Source organism: Brenneria goodwinii (assembly GCF_002291445.1).
GTDB lineage: Bacteria > Pseudomonadota > Gammaproteobacteria > Enterobacterales > Enterobacteriaceae > Brenneria > Brenneria goodwinii.
Window position 1 is genome coordinate 4626602 of the sequence record NZ_CP014137.1, and the last position, 22455, is coordinate 4649056.

Below are 22455 nucleotides of genomic sequence, written 5' to 3' on the forward strand. Positions count from 1 at the left end.
CGCCAACGGATACCGTACTATGGACGTTTCTGCTCTACTTGATGGCCTCAACGACAAACAACGTGATGCGGTAGCCGCGCCGCGGGGCAATTTATTGGTGCTGGCGGGCGCGGGCAGCGGCAAGACGCGGGTGCTGGTGCATCGTATCGCCTGGCTGTTGTCCGTCGAAAATTGTTCCCCCTATTCCATTATGGCGGTGACGTTTACCAACAAGGCCGCGGCGGAAATGCGTCACCGTATCGAACACCTGATCGGCACCAGCCAGGGCGGCATGTGGATTGGCACCTTTCATGGTTTGGCGCATCGTCTGTTGCGGGCTCATCATCTGGATGCCGGTTTGCCGCAGGATTTCCAGATCTTGGACAGCGAAGATCAGCTGCGTTTGCTTAAGCGCTTGATTCGAGCGCTGAATCTGGACGAGAAACAGTGGCCGCCGCGTCAGGCCATGTGGTATATCAACGGTAAGAAAGATGAGGGGTTACGCCCTCAGCATATTGAAAGTTATGGTAATCCGATAGAACAAACCTGGCAGCGGGTTTATCAGGCCTATCAGGAAGCCTGCGATCGCGCCGGGCTGGTGGATTTTGCCGAGTTACTGCTGCGGGCCCACGAACTGTGGCTGAATAAGCCGCATATCCTGAATCATTACCGTGAGCGTTTTACCAATATTCTGGTGGATGAATTTCAGGATACCAACCGTATTCAATACGCCTGGATCCGCATGCTGGCGGGCGATAGCGCCAATGTGATGATCGTGGGTGATGACGACCAGTCCATTTACGGCTGGCGCGGCGCGCAGGTGGAAAACATTCAGCTGTTTCTCCAGGATTTCGCCGGCGCACAGACCATTCGGCTGGAGCAAAATTACCGTTCAACCAGCAATATCCTGAATGCGGCTAACGCCCTGATTGCGCATAACGGCGGGCGTTTAGGCAAGAATTTATGGACGGACGGCGTAGAGGGCGAGCCGATTTCGCTCTATTGCGCGTTTAACGAACTGGATGAAGCGCGCTTTGTGGTCAACCGGATTAAAGTCTGGCAGGAAAACGGCGGCGCGCTGAGCGATAACGCGATTTTGTACCGCAGCAACGCCCAGTCGCGCGTGCTGGAAGAAGCTTTGTTGCAGCAGAGTATGCCGTACCGTATTTATGGCGGAATGCGCTTCTTCGAGCGGCAGGAAATCAAAGACGCGTTGGCTTACCTGCGTTTGATTGCCAACCGCAATGATGATGCGGCGTTTGAGCGCGTGGTGAATACGCCGACGCGCGGCATCGGCGACAGAACGCTGGATGTGGTGCGTCAGACCTCGCGCGATCGGCAGTTAACGCTCTGGCAGTCGACGCGTGCGCTGTTGCAGGAGAAAGTGCTGGCGGGCAGGGCGGCATCCGCGCTGCAGCGTTTCGTTGAACTGGTCGACGCGCTGGCTGATGAAACCGCCGAGCTGCCGCTGCATGTGCAAACCGACCGGGTGATCAAAGATTCCGGCCTGTGGGGGATGTACGAACAGGAGAAAGGCGAAAAAGGGCAGGCGCGGGTGGAAAACCTTGAGGAACTGGTTACCGCCACGCGGCAGTATAGCTATCAGGATGAAGATCAGGATCTGATGCCGTTGCAGGCATTTTTATCGCATGCGGCGCTGGAAGCGGGAGAAGGGCAGGCGGATGCCCATCAGGATTCAGTGCAGTTGATGACGCTGCACTCGGCGAAGGGACTGGAGTTCCCGCAGGTATTTATCGTCGGGATGGAGGAGGGCATGTTCCCCAGCCAGATGTCGCTTGACGAAGGCGGCCGGCTGGAGGAGGAGCGGCGTCTGGCCTATGTGGGCGTGACGCGAGCCATGCAGAAACTGATCCTGACGTACGCGGAGTCCCGGCGTTTATACGGCAAAGAAGCGTATCACCGTCCGTCCCGTTTTGTCGGCGAACTGCCGGCGGAATGCGTCGAGGAAGTGCGGCTGCGGGCCAGCGTGTCCCGCCCGGTCAACCATCAGCGCCTCGGCACGCCGGTAAGTGAAAACGACAGCGGCTACCGTCTGGGGCAGCGGGTGCGGCATGACAAATTCGGCGAAGGCACCATCGTCAACCTGGAAGGCAGCGGCGATCACTGCCGGATTCAGGTGGCATTTCAGGGGCAGGGCATTAAGTGGCTGGTGGCGGCTTATGCCCGGCTGGAGACGGTATGATGTTCGATCGTACGGTAAATAACCGGTAAACGGTCTGGGTGTGGCAGCCGGTCTGTATAGTGTCGGGATGAAATAGAAAAAGTAAAAGGGAGTAACGCCATGACATTGAAGCAGATTGTGGATGCATTGCGGGAAAAGAAATGGGTGGATTTAACGCACTCGATAGCGGGAGAGATCCCGGTTTTCAGCGCATTTGAAGGCGTAAAGCGCAAGACGTTGTTCAGCGTCGAACAGCATGGGTTTTATGCCGAGGAAGTGACCTTTACGACGCCTACCGGAACGCACATCGATTCTCCAGGGCACTTTGTTGCCGGCAAACGCTATCTGGATCGCATCGACAATAAAGAACTGTTGTTGCCGCTGCTGGTGATCCATAAGCAGGATGCGGTAGCGCGCGATCCCGATTACCGCCTGACGGTGGATGATATTTTGCAGTTTGAAGCGCAATGGGGAACGATCCCGGCGGGCTGTTTTGTCGCCTTTGCCAGCGGCTGGAGCCAAAGATGGCCGGACGCCGCCGCTTTTGCCAATCTGGATGAACAGGGCGACAGTCATACGCCGGGATGGTCCATCGAGGCGTTAAAATTTCTGTTTGAAACGCGCGGCGTCAGCGCAATCGGGCATGAAACGTTGGATACCGATGCCGCCGTGGACTTTCGCCGTCACAACGCGCTGATCGGAGAATACTATGTTCTGGATCAGAACGCGTATCAGGTCGAAGTGCTGAATAATCTCGACCGGGTTCCGCCCACCGGCGCCTATATTCACGTCATGTACCCGAACTTTGCCGGTACGGCGAGTTTCCCGGTGCGCGCCATCGCCTATCTGCCGGACGACGCCTGACGGCAGGGCGGGCGTCTGGCAAAAGAGGCGCTTTTGCAAAGACAGCTTGTCACTTATGCCATGTCCGACTGGAAGTTGTTTGAATAGTAAGATAAATTATGCGGGCTGATTATAATCAATGGACTGTAATATAATGGGATTTCCGGTGTTAAACGTTTTATCTCTTACTGCGGGGATTATTATTGGTTTTGCATTGGCTGAACTCGTAAGTCGATGCAAGGGCATAACGTACCGTTTTGGCGTGATATATTCCTTTGTGTTTTTTGTTATATCGATTATATTTTCATTTTTTATATTTTTATTTCTTGACTCGGCTTTATCATCGCCCTATAGATATATGCCATTAAATTATATACCATTAGCCAGTGCATTGTTTTATGGTTTAGTTGTTCTGATGATCGCTGTTTTTTATTCACTAATAAAAAGAAGCACAGCGAAAAAAACCTTTATCCGCTGTGCGCTTTGTTTATATATTCCGGCTTTTTTTATTGTCTTGGCAATCTAATCCCAATCGAGCCGGTATCTGCCGGATTGTTTGAGCCACAAGACATCGGATAGAATAACAAAATCGCCGCCTTTGTTATTTTTATCCCGATAGTGTTGAAAATCAGAGTTGTGAATTTGCGCGATTTTATTTCCTGTTAGTTTGTAATAATATATTTTTACCGAGTCGTTAAATGTAGATATATATGCTAACGCGGTTTTGGCCCGAGTGAGAATACCATCCTGTGTCCAGGTTCCCAAGTATTGGTCCTGTCCCGTTTCGTTTATGAAGTCAAACGTATCCTTTGCATAAACCCCTGCGTACTTGACATCTAAATATACCTTATTATCAATGTCCCGGAATGCTGTTCCGAATATACCCATTTTGAGATTAAAACCTCCAAGAGACCCAAAGATATCATCTAATGTATCGAACAACCGGGTGGAGGATGCTCCTACAGGAATAAAATTATTCTGATAATACTGCTCCATCTCTCGAGCGGAAACCACCGGTCTGCCGATAATATTATAACGGCCGAAAGTATATGCTCCACGGCCATCCCACCCCAGCGCTTTCAGGCGTTTCACTACCTGTCTTAAGCCAGCCGGAGAATAAGCCCGCGTGGTTATCAGCTCATCGAATTTTTCTTTCACCCGAGGATAGTTTAATACCCATGACATTTTTATCGTTTCTTCATCGCAATGTTCGCTGGGAATATACAGCGCTTTCGGCATATCACGCCCGGATTTCCAACTTTCCGGCATTGCCCAGGCTGGGGAGCTAAACCAGCGATCCAACAGTTTTGCCGAGCGCTTCCATCCCATCTTACGCATGGCGGCTGGAATTTCCGTTACCTGCAACGGAGTCACTTCAACGCTGGAGGATGCATTACGTTCTTTCAGTTTGGTTTTTGCTTCGCTAACAATAAATTGAGCATTTTTATCCAGGATCCCTAACGACGCATTCCTGTTTGCTGATGACAGTCCCATAATAAAGCCTTAAATTTTCGGTTTAGGTGCGGATATAGCAATTTGAACTTTTTTAGCGGAAACGGTAACGGCCTTTTGTGAAGCGTAGTTAGCGGTCGTTGTTACATCACAAGCAATCTCAACCCCCTCTTCCAGCAGTGTGTAAGCGATGTTTTCTTGGGCGTTGTTCTTTATAAAGAATGAATGAGTATAATGACCGTCCTCTCTGTTGCCGGCTATTGGGTCTGTTATCTGTTGCTGTGATTGTCTTACCTTTCCGGCTGATTCATCCTCATCAACCACGCTCCATTCATGATTATTCTGCGTATGAATTGCGATGGCGCCGCAAGAGGTTTTATGTCCCTGAAGCACTCTGGCTCTGCCATCGATTAGAAAACTCCTGTCCCCTTCAATGAATATTGACCAGCACTTACACTGCGGGCACCAGAACTTATGACCTATCGTGACGGCATATTTCCCCATGACGACAAAGCTGGGTTCACCTTCCATTAGCGTGCCGCCGTGGGTTGTCGTATCGCCTGTGGTTATGCAAGCTCGTAACATAACTTTCTCCATTTTTAATTATGTTATTGATTTAAATTGTGATTTTTTAATGACTATCCCTGTAGACAAAACCACTTGATTACAAGGGGATTGTGGCTGGGGCGCAGTTATTTTGTTCAATTTCGCGCTTTTGTCTATAGCTGAGCGTCTAACATGAATTAACGGAATCATTGGCTTAAATGGCGTGGACATCTCACGCCGGAAGCAACCGATTTATATCGTTATCTAACGTCCGGAGAAGGCACATCAGCCGCGGTTTTAAAGTTGACAGCCTTTTTCATCTCGGCGTAACATGCGCGCATCATTATTCCCGGAGGACTTACGCCTTGGACATACCCAGTCGATGTTGGCTCAATAACCTGACCATTAGGTACAACTTCTAAGGCTATCTTCTTCGTTGCTGATAGCCTTAGTGGTTGTCAGCGATCTCTTCATCATGTCGCTGAGAGTCAGATCCGTCGAACGGACTGAAACCTGCCGGTGACGTTTTCACCCTTGTTTCTGTGCTTCAATCGCGTTGTCCATCTTCTCTAATTACGACTAAAAAGGAAGCATGGCCTATGCTGAGCGCATTTAAACTGGACAACTGCCGTTTATCTCGTCTAGAGCTGGAAGATTCCGATGATCTCACTTCATCTGTCTGGGTCGATTTAATCGAGCCGGAAGACGACGAGCGTGAGAAAGTACAGACGGAATTGGGACAAAGCCTGGCGACCCGGCCGGAACTGGAAGATATTGAGGCGTCCGCGCGTTTCTTTGAGGATGAAGACGGGCTACATATTCACTCCTTCTTCTTTTTTGAAGATGCCGAAGATCATGCCGGCAATGCCACCGTGGCTTTTACTATTCGTGACGGCCGTCTATACACGCTGCGTGAACGCGAGCTGCCGGCGTTTCGTCTCTACCGGATGCGTGCGCGCAATCAGACGTTGATTGATGGCAATGCTTATGAACTGCTGCTCGATTTATTTGAAACCAAAATAGAGCAGTTGGCGGATGAAATTGAAAACATTTACAGCGATCTGGAATCGCTGAGCCGCATTATCATGGAAGGACGTCAGGGAGACGAGTACGATGACGCGCTTTCCACGCTGGCTGAATTAGAGGATATCGGCTGGAAAGTGCGCCTGTGTCTGATGGATACCCAGCGGGCATTGAATTTTCTGGTGCGTAGGGCGCGCTTGCCGTCCGGTCAGTTGGAGCAGGCTCGCGAGATCCTGCGCGATATCGAATCACTGCTGCCGCACAACGAATCGTTGTTTCAGAAGGTGAACTTCCTGATGCAGGCGGCGATGGGCTTTATCAATATCGAACAGAGCCGCATCATCAAGATCTTCTCGGTGGTCTCCGTGGTGTTCCTGCCGCCGACGCTGGTGGCGTCCAGTTACGGGATGAACTTTTCGTTTATGCCGGAGCTGAAGTGGTCATTCGGGTATCCGGCGGCGATTGTGCTGATGATACTGGCTGGTCTGGCCCCCTACCTCTATTTCAAACGCAAAAACTGGCTCTGAAACGCATCGCGCTGCCGGGTTTGCGGCGCGCGATGAATGTTTTCTCTTCGGTGATTAATTTCCATGTTAATTATTTGAATAATCTGTTTAGAATGACGGCAGTCGTCATATTGCTGAAACAGGTTGTGTGCATGCGAAAGATTTCACCCTCGATGCAGTGGGGGATTCTGTTATCGGTCTCGCTGGTGTTGGGGGTTTTGCTGCAGGTTTATCACGTTCCTGCCGCGTTGTTGCTTGGCCCCATGCTGGTTGGCGTTGCGATGGGACTGAACGGCGCAACCATTCGTCTTCCCCGCGTCTGTTTTCTTGGCAGCACCTCGGTGCTGGGCTGCCTGGTGGCGCAAAGCCTTTCCCTCTCGATTCTGAGTCCGTTACTGAATAACTGGCTACTGGTTCTGTTTATCCTGCTGATGCCCCTCGCCGCCAGCGGCGTGTCCGGCTGGCTTCTGGTGAAGTTCAGCGAACTGCCCGGTCCGACAGGCACCTGGGGCGCTTCTCCCGGCGGTGCGGCGGCGATGGTGGCCATGTCGGGGGAGTTCGGCGCGGATGTTCGGCTGGTGGCGTTTATGCAGTATTTGCGCGTGCTGATGGTCACGGCGGCGGCCGCTTTTGTGGCGCGTATCAGTCTGGGAGATGCCGCCGCGGAAAACAACGCCATGCTGGTGTGGTTTCCTTCGCTGGACTGGCGCTTCCCCGCCACGCTGTGCGTCGCGTTTGGCTGCGCATGGGTGGGGAGACGGCTGCGCATTCCTTCCGGCGCCATGCTGGGGCCGATGATTGTCGGCGCGGTGCTGCATTCGACCGGAACGTTGACGCTACAGACTCCGGAATGGCTGTTGGCGCTGGCGTATGCGTTTATTGGCTGGAGCGTCGGTTTGTCTTTTACCCGGCCGATCTTTCTGCTGGCGATACGCACCCTGCCGCAGATGATGGCGTCGATTATCGGGCTGATGCTGTTGTGCGGCGCGATGGCGCTGATGGTTACCCGGCTTCTGCCGGTCGATCTGCTGACGGCCTATTTGGCAACCAGCCCCGGCGGGCTGGATTCCATCGCCATTATTGCCGCAGGCAGCAACGTCGACATCGCGTTCGTTATCGCGTTACAGACGATGAGGTTGTTCGCGACCCTGATTGTGAGCCCGGTGCTGTCGCGTTTTATCTCCCGGCATGCTAGTAATCCTGAGGCGCCATCGTCACTTTGATTCGCCGCTGTTTACGCTGGTGATAAAGCGCATCCAGAATAAACAGCGCCAGCGCGCTCCAGATAAAGCCAAAGGTAATCAGTTTGTCGTCACTAAAGGTTTCGCCGTAGAAGATAACGGCCAGCAGGAACATCATGGTTGGGCCGAGGTACTGGAAAAAACCTAACGTGGACAGCCGCAGACGCATGGCGGCGGCGGTGAAAAACAGCAGTGGCACGGTGGTGATAATCCCCGCGGACATCAACAGCAAATTCAATGACCAGCGGTTTTCAGTCAAATGGCTCGTTGGCGTATCGGTAATGAAAAACAGATACGCAATCGCTACCGGCAGCAGCCACAGCGTTTCAACCAACATACCGATCTGGCCGTCAATGCCGATTTTCTTTCGCAGCAGGCCGTATAAGGCGAAGCTGAATGCCAGCCCCAGTGCGATGACGGGCAGTGAGCCGAAGGTCCAGAGTTGAACCAGAACGCCGGCAACGGCCAGTAGCACCGCCAGCCACTGCAGGCGGCGGAAACGTTCACCCAAAAACAACATGCCCAGCATCACGTTCACCAAGGGGTTAATGAAGTAGCCCAGGCTGGCTTCCAGCATATGATGGTTATTGACCGCCCAGATATACAGCAACCAATTGCCGCCGATTAATACGCCGGTGAACGCGAGCAGCAGCAGGCGTTTGACATTTTTGCAGGCACAGCGGACCTCACGCCATTTCCGGCTGACCGTCAGCAGGATCAGCATGAAGAAAAACGACCAGATAATCCGGTGCGTCAATATTTCATCGGCGGGAACATGTTCAAGTAGCTTAAAGTAAACCGGTGCGATACCCCAGATGAAGTAAGCACCCAGAGCGAAAAATATCCCCTTGCGGGTTTGCTGCGCATCCATTGGTGACTCGATAAAAACGGTGGGGAAATAGGGAAATCTACCACAAACGGGGGGCATTTTCATTCTTACCATTAGCAGACAATATAAGTCGCCGTGGCGCTGATACAGAAAAGACCGAGAAACGGCGGAACGTTGATTCAAATACCGCCGAACTGTGTAAAATGACCCCTTTGGGTTTCATGTGAGTCACTTAATAAATCTGATTTACCCGCCGATGGTGGATTTGAGGCGCTCGGGTTTTAACTGATGAGCATGACGGGAGCTACTTGGCCGGATAATTATCACGCTCGCTCAGGAGAGAAAGTGAATGCGTAAAATAGTAGGCATGTCGGTTATGCTGCTGGCGATACATGCTCAAGCGGAAGAGGCGAAGATAGAGCCGGTGCATGATAAACCCGCGGTGCGGGGGAGTATTATCGCCAGCCTGTTGCAAAAGCACGATAGTCCGTTTGTTCTCTATCCCTATGAAAGCAACTATCTGCTGTACACCTATACCAGCAATATCAACAAAACAGCGATACAGAGTTATAACTGGGCGAACGATGCGCGCAAGGATGAGGTGAATTTCCAGCTTAGCCTGGGCTTCCCGCTCTGGCGCGGTATTTTCGGCGACAGTTCTCTGCTGGGGGCGTCCTACACTCAGCGCTCCTGGTGGCAGATGTCCAATAAGAGCCAGTCTTCACCGTTTCGTGAAACGGACTATGAGCCGCAGATTTTCCTCGGCTGGGCAACGGATTATTCGCTGGCCGGCTGGACGCTGCGGGATGTTGAAGTCGGCTTAAACCATCAGTCAAACGGGCGCTCCGAACCGACATCGCGCAGTTGGAACCGCGCCTATGCCCGCCTGATGGCGCAGAACGGCAACTGGCAGGTGGATCTGAAACCATGGATTCGCTTCTCCGACAGCCGGGACGATAACCCGGATATCACCAAATATATGGGACATTACCGCCTGCGCGTCGGCTATGTCTGGGGAGACAGCGTATTCAGCGCGGAAGGGCGCTACAACTGGAACAGCGGTTACGGCGGCGGCGAACTTGGCTGGAGCTATCCGCTGACGGACCATGTGCGTTTTTATACCAAGGTATTCAGCGGTTACGGCGAGTCGCTGATTGACTACAATCACCGCCAGACCCGCTTCGGCGTGGGGGTGACGTTGAATGATATGTTCTGATTATCCGCCTGCGGCCAGCGACAACTCGTTGCGGATATGGGGAATATTCACAGGTAAACTTGCAGTTTTATCGGGCGGCGCTGAAAATAGCGTCTGTTTGAGTTCATCAGATTGGGGAAGGCGTGTCTACGGCGGAAGTTTTAAATAAGGAAGCGCTGGCGGTTCAGATCCTGCGGGAGACGTTCGGCTATCAGCAATTCCGTCCGGGTCAGCAGGAAATCATCAATGCGACCCTCAGCGGGCAGGATTGTCTGGTGGTTATGCCGACCGGCGGCGGCAAATCGTTGTGCTACCAAATCCCCGCGCTGGTGATGGATGGCCTGACGCTGGTGGTTTCCCCGCTTATTTCACTGATGAAAGATCAGGTCGACCAGCTACAGGCGTATGGCGTGTCGGCGGCCTGTCTCAATTCGACCCAAACCCGCGAACAGCAGTTTGAGGTGATGGCCGGTTGCCGCTCCGGGCAGATCAAACTGCTGTATATCGCCCCGGAACGCCTGACTACCGATAGCTTCCTCGATCACCTGATGCACTGGCGGCCTTCGCTGATCGCCGTGGATGAAGCGCACTGTATTTCTCAGTGGGGGCACGATTTCCGTCCCGAATACCGGGCGTTGGGGCAGGTGAAACGCCATTTCCCCGGCCTGCCTGTCATCGCATTGACCGCCACCGCGGATGAAACCACGCGGCGGGATATCGTTCGTCTGCTCGATCTTCCCTCTCCGCTGATACAGGTCAGCAGTTTTGACCGCCCGAATATCCGCTATACGCTGGTGGAAAAATTCAAACCGCTCGATCAGCTGTGGATGTTCGTGCAGGGGCAGCGCGGCAAAAGCGGCATTATTTACTGCAACAGCCGGGCCAAGGTGGAGGATATCAGCGCCCGCCTGCAAAGCCGCGGACTGAGCGTGGCGGCATACCATGCCGGGCTGGACAATGAGCGCCGGGCGCAGGTTCAGGAAGCCTTCCAGCGCGATGATCTGCAAGTGGTGGTGGCGACCGTGGCATTCGGCATGGGCATTAACAAACCCAACGTCCGCTTTGTGGTGCATTTTGATATTCCGCGCAATATTGAATCCTACTATCAGGAAACCGGGCGCGCCGGACGCGATGGCCTGGCGGCGGAAGCGGCGCTGTTTTACGACCCGGCCGATATGGCCTGGCTGCGGCGTTGTCTGGAAGAAAAACCGGCCGGACAGCAGTTGGAAATTGAACGCCATAAGCTGAATGCGATGGGCGCTTTTGCCGAGGCGCAAACCTGCCGGCGTCTGGTATTGCTCAACTATTTTGGCGAAGGTCGTCAGCAGCCGTGCGGCAACTGCGATATCTGCCTCGATCCCCCCAAACGCTATGACGGGCTGGTGGACGCGCAAAAGGCGCTCTCTTGCGTTTATCGGGTAGGGCAGCGCTTTGGCATGAGTTACATCGTCGAGGTGCTGCGCGGAGCCAATAACCAGCGTATCCGTGAGTACGGTCACGACAAGCTGCCGGTTTACGGCATCGGTCGGGATAAGTCCCAGGAGCATTGGGTCAGCGTGTTGCGCCAGCTGATTCATCTGGGATTGCTGAGTCAGAATATCGCCCAGCATTCCGCGTTGCAGCTTACCGAATCGGCCCGCCCGGTGCTGCGTGGCGAAGTCCCGTTGCAGCTTGCGGTACCGCGGGTGATAAACCTGAAGCCGCGCGCCAGCCAAAAAACCTACGGTGGAAACTACGATCGCAAGCTATTCGCTAAGCTGCGCAAGTTGCGCAAATCCATCGCCGATGAAGCCAATATCCCGCCCTATGTGGTGTTCAGCGACGCGACGTTGCTGGAGATGGCCGAACTGATGCCGATTACCGCCGCCGAACTGTTGAATATCAACGGCGTCGGACAGCGCAAACTTGAGCGTTTCGGCTCGCCTTTTATGACCATGATCCGCGATCATGTCGATAATGACGACGACTGATGTTCGTTAGCTAGGCTTTTCTCGCGGTCGCCAACAGCGCGCCGATCAGTATAAACAGCGAACCAAAAATCCGATTGAGAATTCGCACCTGCCGCGCGCCCTTCAGCCAGCCGGAAATCCGTTTGGCCAACGTGGCGTAACCAATCATCACAATAATATCGACGACGATGGTGGTCGCCCCCAAAACCAGATACTGCGCGGCCTGTGGTTGATGGGGAATGATGAACTGCGGAAACAGCGCGGCCAGAAACACAATGCTTTTCGGGTTGGTCAGATTAACCAGAACGGCGCGTTTCAGGAGCTTACGCCGCGGCATGGTGCTGGCCAGCGCATTCATATCCAACGAGCCTGCCGAACGCCACTGCTGGATCCCCAGCCAAATCAGGTACGCCGCACCCAACCATTTCAATATGTCGAAAAACATAATGGATTGCGACAGCAGTGCGCCAAGCCCGATACCCACCAGGACGATGTGTGCGGCCAGACCGATCTGTAAACCGGTGATTGAGGCAATGGTGCCGCGATAGTCGTGGCTGATACCGGTGCTCATGGTATTGATAGCGCCTGAACCTGGAGAAAGACTGAGAATAAATGTTGTCAGTAAATAGGTTAACCACCAGTCGAAGGTCACTGCCGAATGCTCCTAGATTGCTTTTTTATAACCGGCGTCCTGGCCGCTATTTTTCGCGCCGTTGCCAGCGTTGTTGAAAATCGCTCCTGGCGATTTTTTATGACACAATACTCTGATAGCTTTATTTGTGCTATAGCTCACAAAGCCATTCCGATAACTTTACTGGCCTGCACCGGAGTTGTGTGATGATTCAGTATCCCGATAGTCTGCTAACGCGAGAAGTGCAGTTCGCTGCCTTTGCGACCGGGAAACTACTGGATTTTTGGCGCCAGCGTGAGGAAGCGGAGTTTATCGGCGTCGATGACGTGCCGATCCGTTTTGTCCGTTTCACCTCTCCCCGGCACGATAAACTGGTTGTCGTGTTTCCCGGCCGTATTGAAAGTTACGTAAAGTACGGCGAAGTCGCCTACGATCTCTTTCATAATGGCTATGACGTGCTGATGATGGATCATCGTGGGCAGGGACGTTCCGGACGGCTGCTTGAAGACCGGCATCGTGGTCATGTATTGCGCTTTAGCGACTACGTGGACGATGTCGAATTGTTATGGCGGCAGCAAATCAGCCACTTAGCCTATACTCGGCGATTTGCCCTGGCGCACTCTATGGGGGGCGCCATTCTGGCTCATTTTCTGGCTCGTCAGCCGGCGGCGTTTGACGCCGCCGCGCTGTGCGCGCCAATGTGCGGTATTCATTTACCCATGCCATATTGGCTGGCCCGGCGGATTGTCGATTGGGCGGAACGCCGTCCCTCGGTGCGTGACTATTATGCGATCGGCACCGGGCAATGGCGGGCGCTGCCTTATCTGGTCAACGTGCTGACCCACAGCCGCGAACGCTATCGGCGTAGCGTCAGAGCCTATGCCGATGAGCCGGAAATACGCGTTGGCGGGCCAACCTACCATTGGGTTCGCGAAGCCATGCTGGTGGGAAAACAACTGCTGACGCTGGCTGCCGATATCACGACGCCGATATTGCTGTTGCAGGCGGAAGAGGATCGTGTGGTGGACAACCGCAGCCAGGATGCGTTTTGTCAGGCTCTGGCGCAGAGCGGCCACCCATGCGTGGGCGGGACGCCGCGGATTATTAAAGGCGCCCGGCATGAAATTCTGTTTGAGAAAGATACGATTCGCGCCGAGGCGTTCGGACTGATTCTGGCTCATTTTGCCAACCATACCCAATAGCTTTTGAGATGCGGAAGGCGGCAGCTTGAAAGATGAAGGGGATTTAAATTCTGCGGCGAGTGCCGCTACAACATCACCAGAGGTTAGAACTCACCGTTATGTACCATGTTGTCGCTTCAGATTTAGATGGCACGTTATTGTCGCCCGACCATACCTTGTCCCCATACGCGAAAGAGACGCTTCGGTTATTGACAGAAAAAGGCATCCATTTTGTGTTTGCCACCGGGCGGCACTACATGGATGTGGCGCAAATCCGTGATGGCCTTGGCATCAGCGCATTTATGATCACCTCCAACGGCGCCCGGGTGCATAACACGCAGGGCGAGCTGATTTTCAGTCATAATCTGGATCCGGACATCGCCCGCGATCTTTACGGCGTGGTACACCACAATCCGGATATGTTGACGCATGTTTACCGCGATGATGATTGGTTTATGAACCGTCAGCGGCCGGAAGAAGAGCGTTTTTTTAAAGAGTCGATATTTAAGTACAAGCTGTTCGAACCGGCCCTGCTGGAAACCGACGGCGTCAGCAAAATCTTCTTTACCTGCGATTCCCACGAACAGCTATTGCCGTTGGAAGAGGCGATCAACGCGCGCTGGGGCGATCGCGTCAACGTGAGCTTCTCGACGCTGAACTGCCTGGAAGTGATGGCCGGCGGGGTATCCAAAGGGCATGCGTTGGAGCAGGTGGCGAAAATTATCGGCTTCTCGCTGAAAGAGTGTATCGCCTTCGGCGACGGGATGAACGACTACGAAATGCTGTCGATGGCCGGCAAAGGCTGCATCATGCAAAACGCGCATCAGCGTTTAAAAGATTTACTGCCGGAACTGGAAGTGATCGGTTCCAACGCGGAAAGCGCGGTGCCGAACTATCTGCGGGATTTGTTTCTGAGATAACGTTTTTCTCTGTTGGGAGAAAGGCGGCGTCGACAGGACGCCGCCGGAGGGATGCCCACAAGGTGGGATTAAGCCTGTCTGGCTAACGCTTCCTTATGCTTTTTCTCACTGATCATGACGATAATTAGCAGAATCACCGACAGGATGCTGCCGCCGATCATCACCATAAAGCCACCGTCCCAGCCGAAGAAGTCCACGGTGTAACCAACGATGGCGCTAGCGGCGACGGAACCGCCGAGATAACCGAACAGACCGGTGAACCCGGCCGCCGTGCCTGCGGCTTTCTTCGGCGCCAGCTCCAGCGCATGCAGGCCGATCAGCATCACCGGTCCGTAGATCAGAAAGCCGATGGTGATCATGCACGCCATATCCACATGCGGATTGCCCACCGGGTTCAGCCAGTACACGACGGTGGCGATGGTGACCAGGGTCATAAAGAATACCCCGGTGGCGCCGCGGTTGCCTTTGAACACCTTGTCGGACATCCAGCCGCACAGCAGCGTGCCGGGGATGCCGGCATATTCGTAGAGGAAATAGGCCCAGGAGGATTTGTCCAGCGCGAAATGTTTTACCTCTTTCAGATAGGTCGGAGACCAGTCAAGAATGCCGTAGCGCAGCAGGTAAACAAATACGTTGGCGATGGCGATGTACCACAGCAGCCGGTTGGGGAAAACGTACTGCATAAAGATTTGCTTCGCGGTCAGCTCCTCTTCGGCTTTCTCATCATAATCAACCGGATAGTCGTTTTTATACTCTTCAATCGGGGGTAAGCCGCAGGACTGCGGCGTATCCCGCATTAGGGCAAAGGCGATCAGCGCGACCAGGATGGCGGCAAACGCCGGCATGTACAGAGCGGCTTTCCAGTCGTTAAACCAGGCCATCCCCAGCAGGAACAGTAGCGGTGGAATACCGCCGCCGACGTTATGCGCGCAGTTCCAGATGGAAACGATGCCGCCGCGTTCCTTTTTCGACCACCAGTGCACCATGGTGCGTCCGCACGGCGGCCAACCCATGCCCTGAAACCAGCCGCACAGGAACAGCAGCACGAACATAATCGCAATGCTGGAGGTGGCCCAGGGCACGAACCCCATAAACAGCATGACCGCAGATGCCAGTATCAGGCCCGCGGGTAGGAACACGCGCGGATTGGAACGGTCGGAGACCGAACCCATGATAAATTTGGAAAAGCCGTAGGCGATCGAAATGCCGGATAGCGCGAAACCGAGATCGCCGCGCGAGAATCCTTGTTCGATCAAGAATGGCATCGCTAGGGCGAAATTTTTGCGCACCAGATAGTAAGCGGCATAGCCAAAGAAGATGCCCATGAAAATTTGCCAACGCAGGCGACGATACAGTGGATCGACTTGATCCGTCGGGATGCGGGACTGGTGTGTGGCGGGTTTAAAAATACTCAGCATTTTTGCCTCCGGTACGTCCGAAAACGATAATTTTTTGTTCTATAACGAACATGAAATTAGCCAATAACGCACTTTTTATCTGTGAGTTACTGCTCAAATGTTACATTTTTATGAAAATGTAACATTTGAGTGTTTTTTATGCGCGGGGTAAGTAACGGAGTTGATGCCGTTGTACCAGTGAATCGAGTGATGACCATCACACTTATTGCTTTTAATCGCCATTTTATTTTCGTTTTATGTTCGATTTTGTTCCTTATCAAACATTGTCCTTGTATTTTGTGTACCAATAGCAATATGTAACGAAGCGCGTGAAGCGAGGACATGATGCAAAAGACGGGGGCATACCGGGAAACCGATGTCATTGTGATTGGCGGGGGCGCGACAGGGGCCGGAACGGTGCGGGATTGCGCCCTACGGGGGCTGCGCTGTCTGTTGCTCGAACGCTATGATATCGCGACCGGGGCTACCGGACGTAATCATGGCCTGCTGCACAGCGGATCGCGTTATGCGGTGACCGATGGCGAATCCGCGCGCGAATGTATTGAGGAAAACCAGATTCTGCGGCGTATCGCCCGTCACTGCGTCGAACCTACCGATGGTCTGTTTATTACCCTGCCGGAAGACGATCTCGCCTACCAGACCCGGTTTATTGCGGCCTGCCAGCAGGCGGGGATCAATGCCCAGGCGATTGATCCGCAAGAAGCCCTGCGGCTTGAACCGGCCGCTAATCCAACGCTTATCGGCGCGGTTCGGGTGCCTGACGGTACGGTCGATCCTTTTCGTCTGACCGCCGCCAATATGATCGATGCCGAAGAGCATGGCGCCGAAGTGCTGACCTACCATGAAACCATCGGTCTGATCCGTCAGGGCGATCGTATTACCGGCGTGCGCGTTTTCGACCATAAAAACGGCGTCGAAAGCGAAATCTATGCGCAGGTGGTGGTTAATGCCGCCGGGATCTGGGGGCAGCATATCGCCGAATATGCCGATCTGCGCGTGCGGATGTTTCCGGCGAAAGGCGCGCTACTGATTTTGGGGCACCGCATCAATAACATGGTGATTAACCGCTGCCGCAAACCGGCGGATGCCGACATTCTGGTGCCGGGCGATACCATCTCGTTGATTGGCACCACCTCAACCCATATCGATTACGACCAGATCGATAATATGGTGGTCACGCCCGCCGAAGTGGAAACGCTGATGCGGGAAGGCGCCAAACTGGCGCCGCAGCTTGCGACCACACGCATTCTTCGCGCCTATGCCGGCGTCCGGCCGCTGGTGGCCAGCGACAGCGACCCCAGCGGGCGCAGCGTCAGCCGCGGTATCGTGTTGCTTGACCACGCCAGCCGCGACGGTCTGGAGGGATTTATCACCATCACCGGCGGTAAATTGATGACGTACCGGCTGATGGCCGAATGGACAACGGATAAAATTTGCGAAAAGTTGGGGCATCACGTCGCGTGCTCCACAGCCGAGCGGCCATTGCCCGGCTCGGAGCCAGGTAACGCGCGCTCGGCGTCCAATCCGTCCGCTCTCGCCGGGAACTCGGCTAAACCACAACCCTCGTCCTCTTCTTCTTTATCCGCGCCGCTGCGCGGATCGGCCATTTATCGTCACGGCGAACGCGCCGGGCGCTTGCTGTCCGGCGAGCGCCTGAGCGGCAGCCTGGTCTGTGAATGCGAGGCGGTCACCGCGGGCGAAGTGCGTTACGCGGTGGAATCGCTGCAGGTTAATAACCTGATTGATTTACGCCGGCGTACCCGCGTTGGGATGGGAACCTGTCAGGGCGAGCTATGCGCCTGCCGGGCCTCGGGGTTGCTGTGCCGCTTTGGGCAGTCGACGCCGCGGCAGTCCATTACCCAGTTGAGCCAGTTTCTGAACGAACGCTGGAAAGGTATTCGTCCTGTCGCCTGGGGGAATACCCTGCGCGAAAGCGAGTTTACCAGTTGGGTCTATCAGGGGTTGTGTGGTTTGACCGCCAGCGACAGTGAGGAGGAAAACCATGCGCTATGACGTAGTCATTATCGGCGGCGGATTGGCAGGATTAACCTGCGCTATCCGGCTATCCGAACAGGGGAAACGTTGCGCCATCGTCAGTTCCGGGCAAAGCGCTTTGCATTTCTCCTCGGGAGCATTGGATTTGCTGGCCGCGTTGCCGGATGGTCAGCCGGTCAATCAGCCGCTAAACGCGCTGGATGAGCTCGCCCGTCAGGCGCCCCATCATCCCTATTCGCGGATGGGGGCTGAACGCGCCGCCGCGCTGTTGCCGGAGGTCCAGGCGTTGCTGGTTCGCTGTTCGATAATGATGCTGGGCGATTATCGGCAAAACCATCTGCGGATGACGCCGCTGGGTAAGTTTCGTCCTTGCTGGCTTAGCCCGTCGGATAGCGTGACTCAGGGATTACCCGATACCCAACGCTGGGAGAATCCGCTGGTCGCCGGTATTGAAGGCTTTCTTGATTTTCAATCCCGTATTGTGGCCGGAATGCTTCAGGCTCAGGGAATCGCCGCCCGCAGCGATGATTTAAAGCTGCCGGTGCTGGATCGGCTGCGCGGCAATCCCAGCGAGTTCCGGGCGGTGAATATTTCCCGGGTGCTCGATCGGCCGGAAAACCGGGCGGCGCTGGCCGAAGAGCTGACGGTATTGGCCAGCGGCAACGATGCGGTGATCATGCCCGCCTGTTTGGGCGTGGATGAGCCTTCCGCATTGGCTGAACTGAGCGAACTGGCGGGTAAACCGGTACAACTGCTGCCAACGTTACCGCCTTCCGTTCCGGGGCTGCGTTTACATCAGGCATTATTACGCCGCTTTCGCCAATTGGGGGGGATTGTCATGCCGGGGGATCGGGTGGAACGCGCGATGCTGGAAGCGCGGGAGACCGCCCTCTATACCCGTAATCATCATGATATTCCGCTGCGGGCCGGACACGTGGTGCTGGCCAGCGGCAGTTTCTTTAGTAATGGTCTGTCGGCGCAGTTCGACAGAGTCATTGAACCCGTCTTCGGACTGGACGTTCGCTTTGAAGCGCACCGGGAGGCATGGAGTCGGCAGGATGTGTTCGCCGCGCAACCTTATATGCAATTCGGGGTGATAACCGATGAAAATCTGCATCCCGCCATCGATGGCAAAACGGTGGATAACCTGTATGCCATCGGCGCGGTACTGGAAGGGTTCGATCCCATTACACAAGGGTGTGGCGCCGGAGTATCCATGCTTAGCGCACTGTATGCCGCCGATCTGATACTGAAGGAGAGCAACAAATGAGCTTGCTTACCGATAACAGTTTCGAAAATTGTATCAAATGTACGGTGTGCACCACTTATTGCCCGGTATCCCGGGTTAATCCGCTCTATCCGGGGCCGAAACAAGCCGGGCCGGACGGCGAGCGTCTGCGGCGTAAAGATCCCGCGTTATATGATGAAGCGCTCAAGTACTGCACCAACTGTAAACGTTGCGAAGTGGCCTGCCCGTCGGACGTCAAAATCGGCGATATCATCCAACGCGCGAAAGCCAGCTACAGCACTCACAAGCCCTCGCTGCGCGATGCCATTCTGAGTCATACCGATCTGATGGGATCCGTTTCCACGCCGTTTGCTCCGCTGGTGAATGCGGCTACCGGTTTGAAACCGGTGCGCCAGCTATTGGATAAAGCCTTAAACATCGACCATCGGCGTCAATTGCCGAAATATTCTTTCGGCACGTTTCGCCGCTGGTATCGCCAGCAGGCGGAGACGCAGCAACGTTATGCCGAGCAGATCGCCTACTTCCATGGTTGCTATGTTAACTACAACCATCCTCAACTGGGGAAAGACCTGATCCGGGTATTTAACGCGCTGAACGTGGGCGTTCAGCTGTTAACCAGGGAGAAGTGCTGTGGCGTGCCGTTGATTGCCAATGGCTTTCACGATCAGGCAAGGAAGCAAGCACGGATAAATATTACATCGCTGGATGAAGCGATCAACAGCAAGGCCATACCGGTAGTGGCGACATCGTCCAGCTGCGCTTTCACGTTGCGCGATGAATATCCGCACTTGCTGGGGATTGATACGCGCCATGTCCGCGATGGCATTGAACTGGCGACCCGCCAGCTATACCGCCTGCTGGAAGAAGAGGGGCGTGAGTTGCCATTGCGCTCGCTGCCGCTGCGGGTGGCATATCATACGCCTTGTCACCTGGAAAAAATGGGGTGGACCGCTTACACGCTGGCGCTGTTGCAGCGCATTCCCGGTATTGAACTCATTGTGCTGGATTCCCAATGTTGCGGGATCGCCGGCACCTATGGCTTCAAAAAAGAAAATTACGCGACCTCCCAGGGCATTGGCGCACCGTTGTTTCGCCAGATTGAGGAGAGCGGCGCGGATGTGGTGATCACCGATTGTGAAACCTGCAAGTGGCAAATTGAAATGTCCACCAGCAAGCCGTGTGAACACCCGATCACGCTACTGGCCAGGGCATTGGTTCAACGCGAGCACACGAACAGCGATGGTTAACGCCGCCTGCGACGGCCCGAAGGGAGAAGGGCAGGGAAGCCATCATAAAAAAACGCTTTACAAACGAGAATGATAATGATTATTATTGCATTGCTTTCCGGGAGGACCGGCACTATCGGTTTTATCGTGAAGGCACGACATTGCTCACATTGCTTCCAGTATTTATTTTAGCCAGCTCGGGTGCTGGCTTTTTTTTTATGACGAGTTACCCCTGTCCGACGCAATCTGCGTTAAAAAACGCGCCCGGCGATTTTTATACCGCGTACCGTTGCCAAAACGCAGAGCCTGCATATGCCCTACGTGCATTTTTTGTTAGACTTCCGCTCAATATTTTCTGGCGTTCTCCGTGGATGATGAAGAAAAAAAGACCGGTTCTCCAAGATGTTGCCGATCGGGTTGGCATTACCAAAATGACGGTGAGCCGTTATTTGCGTAATCCGACTCAGGTTTCGGCTGCATTGCAGGAAAAGATAGCCATCGCGCTTGATGAATTAGGCTACATCCCCAATCAGGCTCCCAACATGCTTGCCAGCGCCACCAGCCGGGCGATCGGCGTTTTGCTGCCATCGTTAACCAACCAGGTATTTGCGGAAGTGCTGCGCGGGATTGAACGGGTTACCGATGCTCAGGGTTATCAAACCATGCTGGCCCACTATGGGTATCATCCCGAGAAAGAGGAGCAACGGCTGACGTCGCTGCTGGCCTATAACATTGACGGTCTGATTCTGGCCGATCGTTTGCATACGGATCGCACCCGGCAGATGATTGATGTCGCGGGCATTCCGGTGGTGGAACTGATGGACTCGGTTTCTCCCTGTCTGGATATGGCGGTCGGGTTCGATAACGTTGAGGCGGCGCGGCAGATGACCCGGCATATGATTGCGCTGGGGTATCGTCATGTTGTGTATCTGGGCGCGCGCCAGGACGAACGCACCATCATGAAATGCCGCGGTTATGAACAGGCCATGCGGGATCACGGGTTGGAGAGCCATAGCGTGATGAGCAATCACGCCTCTTCCTATTCACTGGGGGGAGAATTATTGCGCCAGGCGCAGGCGGAGTACCCGTGTGTCGACAGCATTTTCTGCACCAATGACGATCTGGCCGTCGGCGCTATGTTCGAGTGTCAGCGTCAGGAGCTGCGCGTGCCGCAGGATATGGGCGTCGTCGGCTTTCATGGTCACGACATCGGTCAGGCGATGGTGCCGAAACTGGCCAGCGTACTTACCCCCCGCGAACGCATGGGACAGATTGGCGCGGAACGCCTGCTGCAGCGATTACGAGGCGAACGCGTCGCGCCAGCGATGGTCGATGTGGGCTTCACCCTGCTGGACGGCGGCAGCATCTAGCTGAACCGCCAGGCCTCGGCTGCGGCGGTAACTTCATGCGGATGTGCCGCCATGCCGCTCTGGCCGGTGGCTGCGCAACGCCGCAACGCAGCGGTTAACCACGTCCTCCATGCTGCCGTCGATGTCGATCGTCAGCACATCAGGCTCATGGCTGTCCGGTTCTTCCAGCGCATCAAACTGGCTTTTTAACAGCTCGGTCGGCATAAAATGTCCCGCCCGGGCTTTATGCCGCGCCAGAATGAGATCAAAGCTACCTTTCAGGTAGAGAAAGGTCATCCCTTCATTGTCGCGGCGTAAATCGTCGCGATAGCGTTTCTTTAGTGCCGAACAGACGATGATGCCGGTTTCATTTTTGTGGTACAGGCTGTAGGCGGCATCGTTCAGACGCTCCAGCCAGGGGGCGCGGTCTTCATCGTTCAGCGGCGTGCCGCTAGCCATTTTCCGGATATTGGCGCGGGGATGCAGATCGTCGCCGTCAATGAATTTTGCCTCAATCGTCCGGGCAAGCTCGGCGCCGACCGATGATTTTCCACTACCTGACACGCCCATAAGAATAATGCTCTGACCCGGCATAAGTTGATCCCCATCCCAAAATGTAAATTAAGTGCTGCCTACTGGTTTCCTATCCTAGCATGTTACCGGTATCATGATACCGGTAACATCAAGAGATGTGACAAAAATCACAAAGGATTTCATGCAATAACCAACGTTCTTGTCTTT

General features: G+C 54.4%; 18 protein-coding genes. 12 read left to right on the top strand and 6 right to left on the bottom strand.

Features of this window, described 5'->3' with window-relative positions; genetic code table 11:
* The first annotated feature begins 19 nt into the window (after positions 1–19).
* Together uvrD and ACN28R_RS20540 are read left to right on the top strand one after the other, a co-directional pair.
* A complete protein-coding gene (gene uvrD / locus ACN28R_RS20535) occupies positions 20–2182 on the top strand; it encodes a DNA helicase II (RefSeq protein ID WP_048637115.1) in 2163 nt (720 codons plus the stop codon).
* Between the two features lie 99 nt (positions 2183–2281).
* The gene (locus tag ACN28R_RS20540; RefSeq protein ID WP_095835347.1) at positions 2282–3025 is read left to right on the top strand and encodes a cyclase family protein; all 744 of its coding nucleotides are present in this window, start codon (positions 2282–2284) and stop codon (positions 3023–3025) included.
* A gap of 501 nt (positions 3026–3526) precedes the next feature.
* Here ACN28R_RS20540 and ACN28R_RS20545 read toward each other — a convergent pair.
* A complete protein-coding gene (locus tag ACN28R_RS20545; protein WP_095835348.1) occupies positions 3527–4498 on the bottom strand; it encodes a DUF6402 family protein in 972 nt (323 codons plus the stop codon).
* 9 nt (positions 4499–4507) lie between these two features.
* Positions 4508–5041: a PAAR domain-containing protein gene (locus tag ACN28R_RS20550; RefSeq protein WP_186364037.1), complete on the bottom strand. Its 534-nt coding sequence runs from the start codon at positions 5039–5041 to the stop codon at positions 4508–4510.
* Between the two features lie 560 nt (positions 5042–5601).
* On the opposite strand from ACN28R_RS20550, the gene corA reads away from it, so the two are divergent.
* Both corA and ACN28R_RS20560 read left to right on the top strand, forming a co-directional pair.
* Entirely contained in the window at positions 5602–6552 is a 951-nt protein-coding gene (gene corA, locus ACN28R_RS20555; RefSeq protein WP_048637119.1) for a magnesium/cobalt transporter CorA, read from the top strand.
* A gap of 131 nt (positions 6553–6683) precedes the next feature.
* On the top strand, positions 6684–7754 hold the full coding sequence (locus ACN28R_RS20560) for an AbrB family transcriptional regulator (protein ID WP_048639752.1): 1071 nt from the start codon (positions 6684–6686) through the stop codon (positions 7752–7754).
* Here the strand turns inward: ACN28R_RS20560 and rarD are convergent.
* Positions 7723–8643: an EamA family transporter RarD gene (gene rarD, locus ACN28R_RS20565; RefSeq protein ID WP_095835350.1), complete on the bottom strand. Its 921-nt coding sequence runs from the start codon at positions 8641–8643 to the stop codon at positions 7723–7725. The genes ACN28R_RS20560 and rarD overlap by 32 nt on opposite strands.
* A gap of 307 nt (positions 8644–8950) precedes the next feature.
* Here rarD and pldA point away from each other — a divergent pair, with 307 nt between their 5' ends.
* Together pldA and recQ are read left to right on the top strand one after the other, a co-directional pair.
* Complete coding sequence (pldA, locus tag ACN28R_RS20570) at positions 8951–9817, top strand: phospholipase A (RefSeq protein WP_048637121.1); 867 nt, start codon at positions 8951–8953, stop codon at positions 9815–9817.
* 122 nt (positions 9818–9939) lie between these two features.
* Complete coding sequence (gene recQ, locus ACN28R_RS20575) at positions 9940–11766, top strand: ATP-dependent DNA helicase RecQ (protein WP_048637122.1); 1827 nt, start codon at positions 9940–9942, stop codon at positions 11764–11766.
* Between the two features lie 10 nt (positions 11767–11776).
* Here the strand turns inward: recQ and rhtB are convergent, their stop codons facing one another.
* Positions 11777–12397, bottom strand: coding sequence for a homoserine/homoserine lactone efflux protein (gene rhtB / locus ACN28R_RS20580; RefSeq protein WP_095835351.1), 621 nt, complete (start codon positions 12395–12397; stop codon positions 11777–11779).
* Between the two features lie 185 nt (positions 12398–12582).
* Here rhtB and pldB point away from each other — a divergent pair, with 185 nt between their 5' ends.
* A complete protein-coding gene (gene pldB, locus ACN28R_RS20585; protein WP_095835352.1) occupies positions 12583–13578 on the top strand; it encodes a lysophospholipase L2 in 996 nt (331 codons plus the stop codon).
* A gap of 98 nt (positions 13579–13676) precedes the next feature.
* Positions 13677–14477 (top strand): sugar/pyridoxal phosphate phosphatase YigL, encoded by an 801-nt coding sequence (yigL, locus tag ACN28R_RS20590; protein ID WP_095835353.1) that lies wholly within the window; start codon positions 13677–13679, stop codon positions 14475–14477.
* 68 nt (positions 14478–14545) lie between these two features.
* Here the strand turns inward: yigL and glpT are convergent, their stop codons facing one another.
* A complete protein-coding gene (gene glpT, locus ACN28R_RS20595) occupies positions 14546–15895 on the bottom strand; it encodes a glycerol-3-phosphate transporter (protein ID WP_048637126.1) in 1350 nt (449 codons plus the stop codon).
* Between the two features lie 321 nt (positions 15896–16216).
* On the opposite strand from glpT, the gene glpA reads away from it, so the two are divergent.
* The 4 genes from glpA to gntR all read left to right on the top strand — a co-directional run bounded on the left by glpA (position 16217) and on the right by gntR (position 21735).
* Positions 16217–17908 (top strand): anaerobic glycerol-3-phosphate dehydrogenase subunit A, encoded by a 1692-nt coding sequence (gene glpA / locus ACN28R_RS20600; protein ID WP_375153859.1) that lies wholly within the window; start codon positions 16217–16219, stop codon positions 17906–17908.
* Complete coding sequence (gene glpB, locus ACN28R_RS20605) at positions 17898–19160, top strand: glycerol-3-phosphate dehydrogenase subunit GlpB (protein ID WP_095835355.1); 1263 nt, start codon at positions 17898–17900, stop codon at positions 19158–19160. Before glpA ends, glpB begins: the two co-directional genes overlap by 11 nt.
* On the top strand, positions 19157–20386 hold the full coding sequence (gene glpC / locus ACN28R_RS20610; RefSeq protein WP_095835356.1) for an anaerobic glycerol-3-phosphate dehydrogenase subunit GlpC: 1230 nt from the start codon (positions 19157–19159) through the stop codon (positions 20384–20386). The genes glpB and glpC overlap by 4 nt, the downstream gene beginning before the upstream one ends.
* A 353-nt stretch (positions 20387–20739) precedes the next feature.
* Entirely contained in the window at positions 20740–21735 is a 996-nt protein-coding gene (gntR, locus tag ACN28R_RS20615; RefSeq protein WP_048639754.1) for a gluconate operon transcriptional repressor GntR, read from the top strand.
* 33 nt (positions 21736–21768) lie between these two features.
* Here the strand turns inward: gntR and ACN28R_RS20620 are convergent, their stop codons facing one another.
* Complete coding sequence (locus ACN28R_RS20620; RefSeq protein WP_095835357.1) at positions 21769–22308, bottom strand: gluconokinase; 540 nt, start codon at positions 22306–22308, stop codon at positions 21769–21771.
* Positions 22309–22455: the final 147 nt, after the last annotated feature.